Annotated in this window: 20 protein-coding genes; 10 read left to right on the top strand and 10 right to left on the bottom strand. The window is 32.3% G+C overall.

Translation table 11 applies throughout. The features are described from left to right. Positions 1–106 precede the first annotated feature (106 nt). Positions 107–583, bottom strand: a complete 477-nt coding sequence (locus ASC44_RS10440) for a hypothetical protein (protein WP_055447542.1) — start codon at positions 581–583, stop codon at positions 107–109. Between the two features lie 192 nt (positions 584–775). Here ASC44_RS10440 and greA point away from each other — a divergent pair, with 192 nt between their 5' ends. Together greA and ASC44_RS10450 are read left to right on the top strand one after the other, a co-directional pair. Continuing rightward, on the top strand, positions 776–1249 hold the full coding sequence (gene greA / locus ASC44_RS10445; RefSeq protein ID WP_055447543.1) for a transcription elongation factor GreA: 474 nt from the start codon (positions 776–778) through the stop codon (positions 1247–1249). A 147-nt stretch (positions 1250–1396) separates the two neighbouring features. Beyond that, the gene (locus ASC44_RS10450; RefSeq protein WP_055447544.1) at positions 1397–1786 is read left to right on the top strand and encodes an HIT family protein; all 390 of its coding nucleotides are present in this window, start codon (positions 1397–1399) and stop codon (positions 1784–1786) included. On the opposite strand, the gene ASC44_RS10455 is transcribed toward ASC44_RS10450, so the two are convergent. Together ASC44_RS10455 and ASC44_RS10460 are read right to left on the bottom strand one after the other, a co-directional pair. Then, positions 1767–2120, bottom strand: coding sequence for a hypothetical protein (locus ASC44_RS10455; RefSeq protein WP_055447545.1), 354 nt, complete (start codon positions 2118–2120; stop codon positions 1767–1769). The genes ASC44_RS10450 and ASC44_RS10455 overlap by 20 nt on opposite strands. A 2-nt stretch (positions 2121–2122) precedes the next feature. Next, on the bottom strand, positions 2123–3301 hold the full coding sequence (locus tag ASC44_RS10460; protein ID WP_055447546.1) for a sensor histidine kinase: 1179 nt from the start codon (positions 3299–3301) through the stop codon (positions 2123–2125). A gap of 131 nt (positions 3302–3432) precedes the next feature. On the opposite strand from ASC44_RS10460, the gene ASC44_RS10465 reads away from it, so the two are divergent. The 3 genes from ASC44_RS10465 (at position 3433) to aat (ending at position 5423) form a co-directional block, all read left to right on the top strand. Further along, positions 3433–4287 carry a flavin reductase family protein gene (locus tag ASC44_RS10465; protein WP_055447547.1) on the top strand — a complete coding sequence of 285 codons (855 nt, stop codon included), beginning with the start codon at positions 3433–3435 and terminating at the stop codon, positions 4285–4287. Between the two features lie 45 nt (positions 4288–4332). Further along, positions 4333–4707: a DUF3127 domain-containing protein gene (locus ASC44_RS10470; protein WP_055447548.1), complete on the top strand. Its 375-nt coding sequence runs from the start codon at positions 4333–4335 to the stop codon at positions 4705–4707. An 89-nt stretch (positions 4708–4796) separates the two neighbouring features. After that, positions 4797–5423, top strand: a complete 627-nt coding sequence (aat, locus tag ASC44_RS10475) for a leucyl/phenylalanyl-tRNA--protein transferase (protein ID WP_055447549.1) — start codon at positions 4797–4799, stop codon at positions 5421–5423. A gap of 126 nt (positions 5424–5549) precedes the next feature. On the opposite strand, the gene ASC44_RS10480 is transcribed toward aat, so the two are convergent. Beyond that, positions 5550–6113 carry a DNA-3-methyladenine glycosylase I gene (locus ASC44_RS10480; RefSeq protein WP_055447550.1) on the bottom strand — a complete coding sequence of 188 codons (564 nt, stop codon included), beginning with the start codon at positions 6111–6113 and terminating at the stop codon, positions 5550–5552. A gap of 105 nt (positions 6114–6218) precedes the next feature. On the opposite strand from ASC44_RS10480, the gene ASC44_RS10485 reads away from it, so the two are divergent. Then, positions 6219–6836, top strand: a complete 618-nt coding sequence (locus ASC44_RS10485) for a thioredoxin family protein (RefSeq protein WP_055447551.1) — start codon at positions 6219–6221, stop codon at positions 6834–6836. Positions 6837–6962: 126 nt separating this feature from the next. Here the strand turns inward: ASC44_RS10485 and ASC44_RS10490 are convergent, their stop codons facing one another. The 6 genes from ASC44_RS10490 to ASC44_RS10510 form a co-directional block, all read right to left on the bottom strand. After that, positions 6963–7742, bottom strand: a complete 780-nt coding sequence (locus tag ASC44_RS10490) for a hypothetical protein (RefSeq protein WP_161805015.1) — start codon at positions 7740–7742, stop codon at positions 6963–6965. 26 nt (positions 7743–7768) lie between these two features. Continuing rightward, the gene (gene truB / locus ASC44_RS10495) at positions 7769–8467 is read right to left on the bottom strand and encodes a tRNA pseudouridine(55) synthase TruB (RefSeq protein ID WP_055447553.1); all 699 of its coding nucleotides are present in this window, start codon (positions 8465–8467) and stop codon (positions 7769–7771) included. Between the two features lie 4 nt (positions 8468–8471). Then, positions 8472–9266, bottom strand: a complete 795-nt coding sequence (locus tag ASC44_RS10500) for an undecaprenyl-diphosphate phosphatase (RefSeq protein ID WP_055447554.1) — start codon at positions 9264–9266, stop codon at positions 8472–8474. Positions 9267–9310: 44 nt separating this feature from the next. Next, positions 9311–9586, bottom strand: a complete 276-nt coding sequence (locus ASC44_RS10505) for a DUF3098 domain-containing protein (protein WP_055447555.1) — start codon at positions 9584–9586, stop codon at positions 9311–9313. A gap of 373 nt (positions 9587–9959) precedes the next feature. Beyond that, entirely contained in the window at positions 9960–10097 is a 138-nt protein-coding gene (locus tag ASC44_RS18050) for a hypothetical protein (RefSeq protein WP_161805016.1), read from the bottom strand. A gap of 161 nt (positions 10098–10258) precedes the next feature. Beyond that, on the bottom strand, positions 10259–11137 hold the full coding sequence (locus ASC44_RS10510; protein ID WP_055447556.1) for a cell division protein FtsX: 879 nt from the start codon (positions 11135–11137) through the stop codon (positions 10259–10261). 127 nt (positions 11138–11264) lie between these two features. Between ASC44_RS10510 and ASC44_RS10515 the strand changes: the two genes are divergently transcribed. The 4 genes from ASC44_RS10515 to ASC44_RS10530 all read left to right on the top strand — a co-directional run bounded on the left by ASC44_RS10515 (position 11265) and on the right by ASC44_RS10530 (position 16095). Then, a complete protein-coding gene (locus ASC44_RS10515; RefSeq protein WP_055447557.1) occupies positions 11265–14189 on the top strand; it encodes a leucine--tRNA ligase in 2925 nt (974 codons plus the stop codon). Beyond that, positions 14182–14613: a hypothetical protein gene (locus ASC44_RS10520; RefSeq protein WP_055447558.1), complete on the top strand. Its 432-nt coding sequence runs from the start codon at positions 14182–14184 to the stop codon at positions 14611–14613. The genes ASC44_RS10515 and ASC44_RS10520 overlap by 8 nt, the downstream gene beginning before the upstream one ends. A gap of 84 nt (positions 14614–14697) precedes the next feature. Continuing rightward, positions 14698–15177 (top strand): hypothetical protein, encoded by a 480-nt coding sequence (locus ASC44_RS10525; RefSeq protein WP_055447559.1) that lies wholly within the window; start codon positions 14698–14700, stop codon positions 15175–15177. A gap of 204 nt (positions 15178–15381) precedes the next feature. Beyond that, positions 15382–16095 (top strand): zinc metallopeptidase, encoded by a 714-nt coding sequence (locus ASC44_RS10530; RefSeq protein WP_083476277.1) that lies wholly within the window; start codon positions 15382–15384, stop codon positions 16093–16095. Positions 16096–16107 lie beyond the last annotated feature (12 nt).

Raw genomic sequence — 16107 nt, forward strand, 5'->3', positions numbered from 1 at the left:
CTAGTGTTTTGTGAAGCATGATCAAAATGTATCGAAGACAAGTAAAAAGGATATAACGGATAGCCTGTTTTTTAATGCTACTAATAGCATTGAAAATTTGCTCTAATTAATTATAAACACGAATTATACTTCCGTTTACTTCTACGCGATAGCGAACCATTGTGTATTGTCCTGTAGTACCTGACAGTGGGACTCCGCCAGATAAAATATCGTAAGAATTACCGTCGTCACAAGAACAAGTAGCTACTGTGCTTATTGATGCTATAGTTCCAGGATTATCTAGTTCAAATAAAGAGCAAGATGCTATTTGGTGATTAGGATCACTATATTCGAAAGCACTGTAGTTATTGAAACCAGTATTTATTACCACGATGCCATTTATACCGTAATTAGGAACATATATAGCATTAGTGTCAAAATCTAATTGACCATAAATCCCTCCTAACTGCATGTTAATTTGGTTTCCCGTATTAAAACTAGCATTTGGAATATAAGGATTGTTATTTTGGTTGTCATCATTCTTACTGCAAGAGCTAAGTATAAGACCAATAAATAAGGAGAATAATAGTGTTTTAAATTTCATTTTTTAACTTTTTTATAGCAGTGCAATTTACAACAAAAGTAAGTTGCGAATTAAATATTTTGTATATTTGTATTACAATCTCGTGTATGCGAGATTTTTTTTATGCTGAATCAATTTTGATACCTTTTGTTTTGAATAACACAAAAGCAAAGACTTAAATTGATTTAGATATAGTATCTAAACGAAAAAATTATGAGTAAAGTATCATATTATACAGAAGAAGGTTTAAAAAAATTAAGAGCAGAATTAGCGCAGTTAAAAGATGTTGAGCGTGTAAAGGCTAGTAATGCAATTGGAGAAGCACGTGATAAAGGTGATTTAAGTGAAAATGCCGAGTACGATGCTGCCAAAGAAGCGCAAGGCATGCTAGAAATGAAAATTTCTAAATTAGAAGACCAATTGGCTGGAGCTCGTGTTATTGATGAGTCGCAAATGGATACTTCAAAAATCTTGGTACTTTCTATTGTAAAAATTAAAAACCAAACCAATGGTATGGAACTTAATTACACATTGGTTGCAGACGGAGAAGCAGATTTAGCTGCTGGTAAAATATCTGTAAACTCTCCAATAGGTCAAGGTTTATTAGGTAAAACTGTTGGTGATGTAGCAGAGATAACAGTGCCAAGTGGTATTATAAAATTTGATATTATCGAAATTTCAAGATAATTTTAGTCTTTCGCTTTCGCGGAAAAACTATGTGTTAAATAATATTCCTGTTTATTCTGAAATAATTTTCAGTTTAGCAGGATTCTTTTTTTTATCTTGAATTCTCAAAAGACCATGTAGGTCGAAAATATATTTAAAAATAAAATTATGGCATCTATATTCACGAAAATAGTTAATGGAGAAATTCCTTGTTATAAAGTTGCAGAAACTGATGAGTTTCTTGCTTTCTTAGATGTTAATCCAAATGCTAAAGGACACACATTATGTATTCCTAAAAAGGAAACTAATAAAATTTTCGATTTAGGTAAAGAGGAATATGCTCGTTTAATGGAGTTTTCTAGACAGGTAGCAATTGCTTTAGAAAAAACGGTGCCGTGTAAACGTGTTGGTGTTTCTGTAATTGGTTTAGAAGTACCACATGTTCACGTACATTTAATACCATTAAATACAATGGACGATGCTCGTTTTACTAATAAAGTATCGCTTGAAAAAGCAGAGTTTAAAAGTTTAGCTAAGTCTATACAGGCAAATTTATAAGCACTAAAACAACTGCAGCGATTATTACAGCAGCAGTAATTCCAATAATAATCCAAAATAAGGAGTTGTATTTTTTTGATGCTTTTTTAGGAACAAAAGCCTTCATTTGGTACTCGTAAATGCGCTCGATATCTTCAGTCCAATTTACTGGGTAAATAGTTGTATCGCAAACATTACAATGCATTTCTGTAGCGATCTCTTGAGTTATAGATTTAGAAAATTTAGTTTCTATAAATTTTTGTTTAAAAGTAAGTTCTAAACCTTCTTTACTAAAACATTCTGGACAGTTATTGTTTAAGGATACTTCCTTTACAGTAATAAGTTTTTCTCCCATAACTAAACAGTTTTTAATGCAATTTGCATTATAGTTCCTTTGTCAATTTGAGATTGAGCAACTTTAATTTTACCGTCGTGAAAATCTTCTACTATGCGTCGAGCAAGAGATAGACCAAGTCCCCAACCACGTTTCTTCGTGGTGTAACCTGGTTCGAAAACACTTTTAAACTGACTTTTAGTTAAGCCTTTTCCTGTGTCGATAATATTAATTTTTACGTTGTTTTCTAACTGTGTCATTACTATAGTAAGATCGCCTTTACCTTTCATTGCATCGATAGCATTTTTTACTAAATTCTCGATAGTCCAACTGTATAATTGCGGATTCAAATTTACATAAATTGGAGCATCCGGAAGCTTTAAAGTAAAATTAATAAGTTTAGAAGATCTCGTTTTAAGATAATCGTAAGTATCTTGAGTTTCTTTTACAATATCTGTTTTTTTTAAGGTTGGAAGAGAGCCAATTTTACTAAAACGTTCCGTAATAGTTTGTAATCTGTCAATATCTTTTTCTATTTCTAGAATGTATTCTGGGTTTACGTTTTCTATTTTTAAAATTTCAGCCCAACCAATTAAAGACGATAAAGGCGTTCCAATTTGATGTGCAGTTTCCTTTGCCATGCCAGACCATAATTTATTTTGTGCAGCAATTTTAGAGCTTCGGTAAAAGAAATAAACTACAGAAGCGAATAAGAAAATAATTAGTAAAAGCGCTAAAGGGTAAAATTTTAGTTTGTTTAATAATGGAGCATTACCATAATATAATTTGCTGGCAAGTACTTTTTTTTGTGTTTTAGAATCTATATATGAAATTTCAATAGGCAAGTTTTCAGCTTCAAACTGCCTAATTAACTTTTCTTTATTTTTTTCAACATATTTAGAACCGTCTTCACCATTAAATTCAATATTGCTAAAGTTGCTAATTGTACCATCGACGTTAACAACTAAAATGGGAGTTGTAGTGTTGCTGTTTAGAATTTTAATTAGAAAATTAAAATTTGGATTGTTTTCGTCGTTAGAAAATATTTTTTGGGCGTTAGACCAAATTTCCATCTTAGCACGTTCTTCATCTTTAAATTTTTGAAAGAATGTATAGGTATTCCATAGAATCAAAGAAATGATTGCGAAAGAAGCGATTATTATAATCCAGCGAACAAGTTGTCTGTTTTTAGTGAAAAACATGTAGTAATTTTTGTGTTAAGATAATTAAAAACTATATAATGGGCTATTGTTAATAATATTGTACAAACGTATAATAATCTTCTTTTAGTTCGGGTGTTAATTAAGTACATTTGTGGAAAATATTAGAGCTAATGACATCTTTTGAACCTAAAGACTTATCAACAGCAAAATTACATGGTTATTTGTTAAGTGCAGTTGCACCAAGGCCAATAGCTTTTGCGAGTACTATAGACAAGAATGGGAATCCAAATTTGTCGCCATTTAGTTTTTTTAATGTATTTAGTGCCAATCCGCCTATTTTAATTTTTTCTCCTGCGAGGCGTGTTAGAGATAATACAACAAAACATACTTTGGAAAATGCAGAAAGCACAAAAGAGGTCGTGATAAATGTTGTAAATTATAATATTGTACAACAAATGTCGCTAAGTAGTACAGAATATGCCGAAGGTGTAAACGAGTTTGATAAAGCAGGTTTAACAATGCTTAAAAGCGATATTGTAAAACCATTTCGTGTTGCAGAGTCACCTGTGCAATTTGAGTGTAAAATAAACGAAATTATAAAGTTAGGAACAGAAGGTGGAGCAGGTAATTTAATTATTTGCGAAGTTGTAAAGCTTCATATTAATGATACTGTTTTAAATGAAAGCGGAAGCATAGACCAAGAAAAGTTAGACTTAGTTGCTCGTGCAGGCGGAAGTTATTATAGTAGAGCAAAAACTGGTTTTTTTGAAATTCCGAAACCATTATCTACCTTAGGAATAGGAGTAGATGTGTTGCCAGAAGTTATTAAAAATAGTACAGTTTTAACAGGAAACGATTTGGGTTTACTGGGTAATGTAGAAGCGTTACCAACCAAAGAAGCTATTAACGCTTTCGCGGAAAAACATGACAATATTACATTAACTGAAGAGGAAAAGCATAAGAAGGCACAAAATTTGCTTAGTTTTGGTGATGTTGAAAGTGCATGGAAAGTATTGTTATCGTAAAATAGCAATAATAAATAAGACGAATATTTAATAATTATATAGATAATGGAAGTACAAGGTAAAGTAAAATTAGTAGGAGAAACACAAACGTTTGGAAGTAACGGTTTTAGAAAGAGAGAATTAGTTGTAACGACTGATGAGCAGTATCCTCAGCACATATTAGTGGAGTTTGTTCAAGATAAGTGCGATTTATTAAACAATTATAAGGCAGGTCAAGATGTTAAAGTAAACATCAATTTACGTGGTAGAGAGTGGGTTAACCCTCAAGGAGAAACAAAATACTTTAACTCTATTCAAGGTTGGAGAATTGAAGGTGCACAAGCAGGAGCTCCTGCAGGAATGCCAGAAACACCTCCAGCTGCAGCTTTTGAGCCAGCAACAGATTTAAAAGAAGAAGATCACGACGATTTACCTTTCTAAATCGTTTTTTTTGTTTCCACGGAAGCAGAAATTTCATATAAAAACCTCGATAACGTAATAAGTTGTCGAGGTTTTTTTATTTTTAACACATGCATATACTAAACCAAAATATAGTATTCCCAAACGTGCAAGAAGCCGACGAAGAAGGTATGCTTGCTGTTGGTGGCGATTTGTCCGTAAAGCGTTTATTGTTAGCTTACCAAAGTGGTATTTTTCCTTGGTTTAACGAGGATGAAGTTATTTTGTGGTGGTCTCCAGATCCTAGATTTGTACTTTTTCCAAATGAGTTAAAGGTGTCTAAAAGCATGAAGCAATTTCTTAGAAACTGTGATTACGAGATTACTATAAATAGAGACTTTAAATCTGTAATTATAGAATGTGCTAAGGCAAAACGAGATGGGCAAGCTGGAACTTGGATTACAAATAACATGATTGATGCCTATTGTAAACTACACGAGCAAGGTGTTGCAAAATCTATTGAGGTTTGGAGAAACAACGAACTTGTAGGAGGATTTTACGGTGTAGATTTAAACAATGGAGTGTTTTGCGGTGAAAGTATGTTTGCCAAAGAAAGTAATGCAAGCAAAGCTGCTTTTATTACTTTTATTCAAAATACAGATTATAAATTAATCGATTGCCAAGTGTACACAAACCACTTAGCAAGCCTGGGAGCAAAGGATATTTCTAGGGATGAGTTTATGGAATATTTAAAGTAAGAATATGTCAGTTCGAGTGAAATTCTTTTTTAGAATTTTTTATCGAGAACCATAAAGGTGTGAAGCTTCTCGATGGAATTTCTTATGCTTAAAAATGAGTAGAAATGACAATAATTTTCTATTTCATTATACTTCATCATATCTAAAACAGCCAACTTCATGGTCATTAACCATTCCAGTGGCTTGCATAAAAGCATACATAACTGTGCTACCAACAAATTTAAAGCCTCGCTTTTTTAAATCTTTACTCAAAGCATCGCTTATAGGAGTATTTGGAGCAGCTTCTTTATAAACTCTTACTTTATTTTTTATCGTTTTACCATCTACAAAAGCCCAAATGTATTTGCTAAAACTGCCAAATTCTTTTTGAATTTCTATAAATGCCTGCGCATTTGTAATAGCAGATTTTACCTTTAGTTTATTCCTAATAATCCCAGCATTTTGAAGCAGCTCTTCTTTTTTATCTTCATTATAGTTGGCAATTTTTTTATAATCGAAAAAATCGAAAGCCTCACGAAAATTTTCGCGTTTACGTAAAATAGTAATCCAACTCAAGCCAGCTTGAAAGGTTTCAAGAATTAAAAACTCGAATAATTGGTGGTCGTCGTATACTGGAACTCCCCATTCATTATCATGGTAAGCTTCGTATAATTCGTCGCCAGCACACCAACCGCATTTATGTTTTGTCATGGTATTTTATTTAATACTCACTATAGATTGTAAGGATTTTAAATTTATACTACTAATGTAACAACTGTTACTTAATAATCACCAAGGTATCAGTATTTTTATACTATGGAAACACTACAAAATACAGAATTAAAAAATATAATAAACAATAGTTTAGAGAATGCTATTTCTTATCACGATTATAGAGAACTCGTAATCGATTTGGTTTCAAAAGAATCTACTACTGGAGTTGAAAAAAATGAAGCTTTAGCAAATTATACAATGCTTAACGATAGGCGTATGAAGCGTTGGGACAAAACAGTAAAAGTTTCGGAAGCTGCACAGCATAAAATTTCAACTTTAAAAACCAATCAAACTTGGTTAGTATTAACTGAAAGTTGGTGTGGAGATGCTGCACATTTAATGCCTGTAATGAATAAAGTTGCTGGATTGAATAATAACATCAATTTTAAAGTTGTCCTGAGAGACGAAAATCAAGCCTTAATGAATGCGTTTTTAACCAATGGAGGACAGGCCATTCCTAAGTTAATTATGATTGATAATGATACTAATGAAGTTATAAACACGTTTGGACCAAGACCAACAGAGGCAACTAAATTAGTTAACGATTATAAGGCAGAACATGGAGCGTTAACTCCTGAATTTAAAGAAGATTTACAAGGTTGGTATAATAAGAATAAAGGACAAAATGCTATTGACGATTTGGTTAATTTAATGCATTAGTTTTTTTTGTCAATTCAATACATAATCCTTTTAATAATTTTGTATCGAGAATAACCGAATAATAAGGTTGACTTCTCGATGCAAAATTTTTATAAAAATAAAAATCACTAGAGGTTAAGACATCTGTTACTTCCCTTCAAAAGTAAAAGTAATCGTGCCAACTTGGGAGGTTTTTTTAGACACATCAAAATGTGCTTCTTTCGCAAATTCTAAAGCGTTCTTTTGTAAACAAGCATTACTAGAGGTCGAGGTAGAATTTATAGCGGTCGAAACAACTTCACCAAAAGCATTAACAGTAATATTTACTACAATCTTCCCTTGAGTTTCACACAGGTAAATTGGAATAGGTAACGCTGTATCCGTTCTGCCTTTTAAAGAATATATAATAGAACTATTTTTGTTTGCCGACGCTTTAGAACTTGATTGTTGTGTGGCTTTTTTACGTTTATTTAGTATAGCGCTTACGCTTTTAAAAGAAGAAAGTTCTTTAGTATTGCTTTTAGAATTACCATTAGTTTTTGGTGTTTCTTTTTCTTTTGAAATTTTTTTTGATATGTTTTTTAATCTAGGATCATCATAATCTTTTGGAGGAGCAATAGGTTTAAAGGCTTGAGTAAAATGCTTATAGTCTTTAGTTTTGTTATAACCTTTATTAGTTTTTTGTGAGTTGTCTTTTGGTTCAGTGTCTTTTCGAGCGTCTTCAATAAATAGATCTGGTGGTGTAATATCTATTAATGTTTCAGCTACAACTTCATTTTGCTTAATAAGGGAGAAGTTAAAAAGTGAAAGGATTACACTTCCTGCAATTAATAATGAAATGGCTAACGCCTTGTGAGAATTATTTAAGTTCAAAAGCAATAATTTATAATACGCATTAGGCTTGTTCGTATTATATATACGTTTCAATCTGTATTATAGATGTAGCTTATAAGCTATTTCGCTTGTTGAGGTAAAGAGGTTATAAAATCTTCTTTTGAAAGTGCATTGTCAACATGAAAATCACCAATTTTTGTACGTCTTAAAGCCGAAAGGTGTCCACCAGAATTTAAAGACTTTCCAAAGTCGTTTGCTAACGAACGAATATAGGTACCTTTGCTGCAAACAACTCTAAAATCGATTGAATTACCATTAATTTGAGTGATTTCGAACGCGTTTATAGTGATTTTACGCGATTTTATCTCAACAGTTTCACCTGCTCTTGCATATTCATATAAGCGTTTACCATCTTTTTTTAATGCAGAAAACACAGGTGGAAATTGGTCTATTTCTCCAATAAACTGTTTTGTGGTTTCGTGTATTAAAGCTTCAGTAATATGGTCTGTTGGGAATGTATCGTTTATCTCAGATTCTAAATCGAAAGAAGGCGTGGTTCCACCTAAAGTTATTGTTCCTGTATATTCCTTAATTTGACCTTGAAAAGTATCAATTTGCTTGGTCATTTTCCCAGTGCAGATTATTAACAATCCAGTTGCTAAAGGATCTAAAGTTCCAGCGTGTCCTACTTTTATTTTCTTGATGTTAAATGTCTGACGTATTTCCCAACGCAGTTTATTAACCACTTGAAAAGAGGTCCAGTTTAAGGGTTTATCTATAAGTAAAACTTGTCCAGCTTGGTAATCTTCAACAGTCATAATTTTAATTTAAAAGTGAAAAACCAATAGCAATCAATCCTACTATAACACAGTAAATTGCAAAATAAGACAACTTGCTTTTCTTTACTAAAGCAATCATCCAAGTACAAGCAAATAATCCAGATATAAATGCAGCAACAAATCCAGCGCCTAAAGCTGTAATGTTCTGGCTTTCGAAAGATAAGTCTCCACCTACAAGATCTTTAGCAATTTTTCCGAAAATTAGAGGCACAACCATTAGAAACGAAAAACGTGCAGCTTTCGTTTTGTCGTTACCTAATAATACAGATGTAGAAATTGTTGCTCCACTTCTAGAAATTCCTGGAAGCATAGCAATGGCTTGAGAGATACCAATAATAAGCGCGTTTTTAAAACTGACTTCCTTATTTGTGCTCTTAGCTTTATCTGCTAAAAACAGAAGAACTGCAGTGACTAAAAGCATGCAACCTACTAGCATAATGTTGCCTCCAAAAAGTTGCTCGAGTTGTTCTTCAAAAAATAGTCCTACTATAACAGCAGGAATCATAGAGATTATAATTTTTCCAGCAAAGCGCTGGTCTTCATTAATACCAGGTTTAAATAAACCTTTTATAATATCGATAATATCTTTTCTGAAAATTACGATGGTACTTAATGCTGTTGCAAAGTGAAGGACTACTGTAAATAATAAACTTTCTTCAGGCACAGAGTTGTCGCCAAGAATGGCTTTCCCTAATTCTAAATGTCCACTAGAAGATACAGGAAGAAATTCTGTTAGTCCTTGAATAATGCCTAAAATGATTGAGTCTATAATGTCCATCCGGCAAAAATATCAAAATAGAATGACCAAAAGGTCGTTTGTAGTTATTTTTTAGAATCTGAATCTTCCTTACGTGTTAAAATCGCATAAATCTGCATTCCAAAACCAATAAGTACAAGAGCTGGAGCTAAACGAATACGTCTCCAATGGAATATGTCTTCATTAAACACATTTGGATCGTCACTTCCGCCACCAGACATTAAAATAAAGCCAAGTACAATAATGGCTAGACCAATAAACATAAATTTATAGTTGCGTTTTCCAAAGATAAATTCACCTTTATTCTCTGAACCGATTTCTTTGCGTTTTTGCTCTCCCACTTTAAGTAGATTTAATTTAATGCTGTAAAAAAAATATTTAATACTAAACAAACTTTAAAATAACCATTTAAAAATTCACTTCGTAGTTGCAAAGTAACGGTTTTATTTAAAACTTTTGCTTTTAATAGGTTTAAATTTAAACCTGTTTAAAGTCTGTAATTTATGTACTAATAATGTCGTGATTATTCCTAAACATAATATATAAAGTCGATGCTTCATATAGCGCTGTGGTTTTATTGTTTTTAACAACTAAGTTATCTGTTTTAAAAGACACAACTAGTCGGTAACTCAAGAAAAAAATCCATGAGATTACAACAATTGCAAAACATATTACAATTCCATCTTTTGTGTTTTTGGATAGGTTCAAACCTTTTTAGTCGTAAATTCCTTTTACGTAATGATTGCTCATATCGACTTTAACAATCGATCTGTCTTCTATTTTCTTTTGCGATAACAATACAAAAGTTGTGATTGCTACAATACCTATAAATACAAATGTTACTCGTTTCATAATTTTAAATTGAGAGATTTTTAAATGTAATGGTATAGTCAGTATATGTATGTTTTGGTTATGTAAATATAACCGCTTAAACCCTTAAATATTGTTAAGGCTTAAGTTAAAGAATGTTAAACTTGAGGAATTAAAATGATTAATTAAATGAAGACAATTAATTAATAGTACAGCTTATCTGTATTTAGGTTTAAAAAACGCTGAGTAGCGAAAAATGTAGAAATCCAAGTAATAAAAATACCAAGAAAAAACACGAAAGAAAAGAGACCTATAATAAGAATAGGCTTACTTAGTAAGGTTAGCTCTGGAAAAGTTTTATCAATATAATATAATACAACAGCCATTCCAATAAGTGCTAATATTGCTCCAAAAATTCCAAGTTTTACACTTCTTAAAATAAATGGTTTTCTAATAAAACGCTTTGTTGCTCCAACCATTTGCATGGTTTTTATGGTAAAGCGTTTAGAGTAAACAGCGAGTCTAATAGAACTATTAATTAATAATACAGCTATTATTGTAAATAGAGCACTTAACAGTAATACCCAAAAACTAATTTTCTTAACGTTATCATTCATTAAGTTTACTAAGTCATTATCGTAACTAACTTCTTCTACAAAGTTTTTTGTTAGAGCTTCATCTGCAATAATTTGTAGTTTTTCAGATGTTACAAAGTCTGCTTTTAAATTAACATCAATTGAGTTCTTTAGAGGATTGCTACCTAAAAAGTCCATAAAATCTTCACCACTTTCAGCTTTCATAAACTCGGCGGCTTGTTCTTTAGAGACAAAAGTTGTTGATTTTACATAGTCTGCCATCGCTAAACTTTTTTCGAGTTGTTTTATTTCAACATCTTTAGCAGTGTCTTTTAAGAAAATAGTAACGGTAACTTGTTCTTTAAAATGATCGGCTACTTTTTTTGCATTCAATACCAAAAGGCCAAGTAAGCCTAATAAAAACAAGACAAGACCTATACTTAAAACTACAGAAAAGTATGAAGAGATTAAACGACGTTTTTGGTATTTATCAAAAGATGAGCTCATAAAAAGAGTTTAGTTAATGGTGTAAAAATAATAAAGAATTCAAACAATACTACTTTACAACGTTTAAACTTTTAATTCTGTTGTAATACCTTTAAATTTGAAGCATTATAAGCGGAAAAATAACACCATGCAATATCATTTTAACGACATAGAAGCCAAGTGGCAAAAATATTGGGCAGAAAACCAAACGTTTAAAGCCTCAAATAATAGTGATAAACCTAAATATTACGTTCTCGATATGTTTCCTTATCCTTCTGGAGCAGGATTACACGTTGGGCATCCTTTAGGCTATATTGCCAGTGATATTTATGCGCGTTACAAACGCCATAAAGGTTTTAATGTATTACATCCACAAGGTTATGATAGTTTTGGTTTGCCTGCAGAACAGTATGCAATACAAACAGGGCAGCATCCTGCAATTACTACAGAAACTAACATAAAAACGTATAGAAGACAATTAGATCAAATTGGTTTTTCTTTCGATTGGAGTAGAGAAGTACGTACTTCTAATCCAGAATATTATAAATGGACGCAATGGATATTTATTCAATTATTCGAATCGTATTATTGCAATAATGATAATAAAGCTAAGCATATAAACGAATTAATATATGTTTTTAAAGTCAACGGAAACAAAGATGCTAATGTTGAGTGCGATGATGATGTTGAAGCGTTTTCAGCCGAAGATTGGAATAGTTTTTCAACTGAAAAACAACAAGAAATACTATTAAAATACAGATTAACATATTTAGCTGAAACCGAAGTAAATTGGTGTCCTGTTTTAGGAACCGTTTTGGCAAACGACGAAATTGTAAACGGTGTTTCAGAACGTGGTGGACATCCAGTTGTACGTAAAAAGATGACACAGTGGAGTATGCGTATTTCTGCTTATGCAGAAAGACTTTTACAAGGACTGGAAGCTGTTGATTGGACAGATTCTTTAAAAGAAACACAGCGTAACTGGATTGGGAAATCGGTTGGAGCAACAGTATCTTTTAATGTAAAAGATCATGATGAGAAAATAGAAGTCTTCACCACAAGACCAGATACTATTTTTGGAGTAAGTTTCATGACTTTAGCGCCAGAACACGAATTAGTGTCTAAATTAACAACAGCAGAACAAAAAGAAGCTGTTGAAGCCTATATTGAAAAAACCGCAAAACGTAGTGAACGCGATCGTATGGCAGATGTAAAAACCATTTCTGGTGTATTTACAGGTGCTTATGCAGAACATCCTTTTACTAAAGAACCAGTGCAGATTTGGATTGGTGATTACGTATTAGCAAGTTATGGAACAGGAGCAGTTATGGCTGTACCTTGCGGTGACCAACGTGATTATGATTTTGCAAACCACTTTAATATTGAAATTCCAAATATTTTTGAAGACAAAGATATTAGCGAAGAAGCTTTTGCTGGAAAAGACAATGTAAAGATTGCTAATAGCGATTTCCTAAACGGAATGAACTACAAAAAAGCAAGCAAATTAGCTATTTATGAACTAGAAAAATTAGGTCAAGGCGAAGGTAAAACAAACTATAGATTACGTGATGCTGTATTTTCAAGACAGCGTTATTGGGGAGAACCATTTCCAGTATATTATGTAAACGGAATGCCACAAATGATAGATGCACAACATCTACCAATACAATTACCAGAAGTAGAAAAGTATTTACCAACAGAAGAAGGAGAGCCGCCTTTAGGTCGTGCCGATGTTTGGGCTTGGGATACTAAAAATAACAAAGTCGTTTCTAACGATGCTATCGATAATGAAACTGTGTTTTCATTAGAATTAAACACAATGCCAGGTTGGGCAGGAAGTTCATGGTACTTTTTCCGTTATATGGAAGAAGCAGCCAATAGAGGAGATGTTTTTGCAAGTGAAGATGCATTGAAGTATTGGGAAAATGTAGATTTATATATTGGTGGAGCAGAGCATGCTACTGGTCATTTATTATATTCTCGTTTTTGGGTAAAATTATTAAAAGATAGAGGTTTTGTAAATGTTGAAGAGCCTTTTAAGAAGTTGATAAACCAAGGAATGATTCTTGGGACTAGTGCTTTTGTTGTTGAAGCATTATATGATGGGAAAACTCTGAATGTTTATGAATCATTTAATCTATTAGATGGGCCAAATTCTATAACTTCTGAAGATCCTAAATGGAATGATTTAAGAGAAATATATAAAAGCAAAGGTTTAACTGAAGAGGATTTTTCAAAGGTTACAAAAAGATTAATTCACTGTGATGTATCTTTTGTAAATGCATCTGATGAATTAGATATTGATGCATTTAAAAACTGGAGAGTCGAGTTTAACGATGCTAAATTCTTAAGAGACGACAATGGAGTCTTTAAAGTTTCTCGCGAAGTCGAAAAAATGTCGAAATCCAAATACAACGTTGTTAATCCAGATAACATCGTTGCAGATTACGGAGCAGATAGTCTTCGTTTATACGAAATGTTCTTAGGTCCATTAGAACAATACAAGCCATGGAATACTGCAGGTATTACAGGAGTTCATAATTTTTTAAAGAAACTATGGAAATTGTATGTAGACGATAATGGTTTAAAAGTAAACGACGCAGAACCAACAAAAGACAATTTAAAAACGTTACACAAAACCATAAAGAAGGTACAGGAAGATATCGAGAATTTCTCTTTTAATACTTCGGTGTCTACTTTTATGATTGCTGTAAACGAACTTGGCGCACAAAAATGTACAAGTAAAGAAATACTTGAACCTTTATTGGTTTTAATATCGCCTTATGCACCACATATTGCAGAAGAGCTGTTTAGTAAATTAGGAAATAGTGCATCTATTTCTACTGCTGCTTTTCCAGAATTTGAGGCAAGCCACTTAGTAGAAAGTAGCAAAAATTATCCAATTTCGTTTAACGGTAAAATGCGTTTTACGTTAGAATTAGGAATGGATTTAAGTAAAGACGAAATAGAAAAAGCAGTTATGGCTCACGAAAAAACCATAGCACAATTAGAAGGGCGTACTCCTAAAAAGGTAATTGTAGTCCCTGGAAAGATTGTGAATATTGTTGGCTAATTTCCACGAAGGTGGAAATGATACGATTATAAAAAGAATTAAAATTTTTATTAGTCGCTTAACACGCTTAAAAGTGAGTAAGGTGGATCAAATTGGTGCTTTTTTATTTGTAGCATTGATTTTAAGCGCTTCGTTATTATGGTTATTTGAAGAGCGTTTTACTAAAGAACATTGGCAATCGTATCCGCAGAAACGGTACAAAATGGCTGATGAGATTGTGGACAATAAATTGTTAATAGGAAAATCGAAACAAGAGGTTATTTTACTGTTAGGTAATACTGTAAGATCTTTAAAGGTTGATGACGGAGAGCATTTAATTTATCCGTTGGGAACACCTCCTAGTTTTTTTGAAACTAAAAAAGAAAAGCTTGTAATTATTTTTGAAGAGAGTAGAGTTGTTAAAGTGATTCAATCTCAGGAATAAAAATATTAGGAATTTTATTCATTTTATAAATGAATGATTTAAGTTATTCTAGGGCATAAAAAAGGTTTAAAAAATAGTAATATTATGAAGAGATTTTTTGTTATACTCGTTGCTGTTATTACCTTCTCATGCTCTAGTAAAGACGATGATACTGTAGATCCTTTAGAGGCTTATTATAAAGAAGCAATTCTAGGTTCATGGGCTTATGATACTGTTGTTGTAGATGGGCAAACATATCTGTATGATCATGTAGATAATTGTACAAAAGATCTTTTTCAGTTTTACAACCAACCAGGAAAAATATTTGATTTTGAGGAAACAGTTATTCTAGATTGTGATAACTGTGCAGAATGTGCTTCGTCATCAACAAATTTGAGATGGGAATTAGATGGTGATATTATAAAATTTTATTTTGGTGAACCATTAGTGTTAATTTATAAAATAATTGAAGTCAATGAAACTTCTTTTACGTACCAAGTAAGATTTGATTATGATGATGATGGAGATGAAGATTTATTAGAGTTTACAAGTATTCCTTACGACCCTTATAACGAATTTGAGTAATTTGGACATTATTAAATTATAACCTCTGGTAAAGTGGTGGTTAAAACTACAAAATCGATAGAGGATGTTACTTAGGTTGTAAGTTGTCTTTTAACTATGAGCATAAAAGTGATTTTTTTTTAAACAATAAACTGACAAAAATTTCTTGTACGAAAAGTGGCTCACTTTTTGTTATCTTTAAGCTAGAATTAAAACTTTAAAATTATGATGGGATCGAGTTATATGGGTTACTACATTCTTATTGGAATAATATCTGTGGTAAGCTGGTTTGTAAGTAATCAATTAAAAAAGAAGTTTGCTAAATACTCTAAAGTTCATTTAAAAAATGGAATGAGTGGAGCGGAGATTGCTAGAAAAATGTTAGCAGATAATGGTATTCGAGACGTTGAGGTTATTTCTACACCCGGACAATTAACAGACCATTATAATCCTGCAAATAAAACGGTTAATTTAAGTGAAGTTGTTTATGGAGAACGTAATGCAGCGGCAGCGGCTGTAGCAGCACACGAATGTGGTCATGCTGTACAACACGCAACAGCTTATAAGTATTTAACTATGCGTTCTAAATTAGTACCGGTTGTTCAAGTGACATCTAATATTTCTCAATGGGTTATTTTTGGAGGTATAGCGTTAATGGCAACTGAGGCTATGGGCGCTGCTGGTAAATATGTAGCTATTGCTGGTTTAATAATGATGGGTTTTGCAACACTATTTAGCGTAGTAACTTTGCCTGTAGAGTATGATGCTAGTAATCGTGCATTGGCATGGTTAAAGAATAAAAATATGCTTACTCCTGATGAGTATAAAGGTTCTGAAGATGCACTTAAATGGGCAGCAAGAACATATTTGGTAGCTGCACTTGGAGCAATTGCTTCTTTATTGTATTTTGCTTTAAGAATATTTGGCTCTAGAGATTAAAATTAAAAACAA

The organism is Lacinutrix mariniflava, assembly GCF_001418015.1.
In the GTDB taxonomy this organism is placed as follows: Bacteria; Bacteroidota; Bacteroidia; order Flavobacteriales; family Flavobacteriaceae; genus Lacinutrix; species Lacinutrix mariniflava.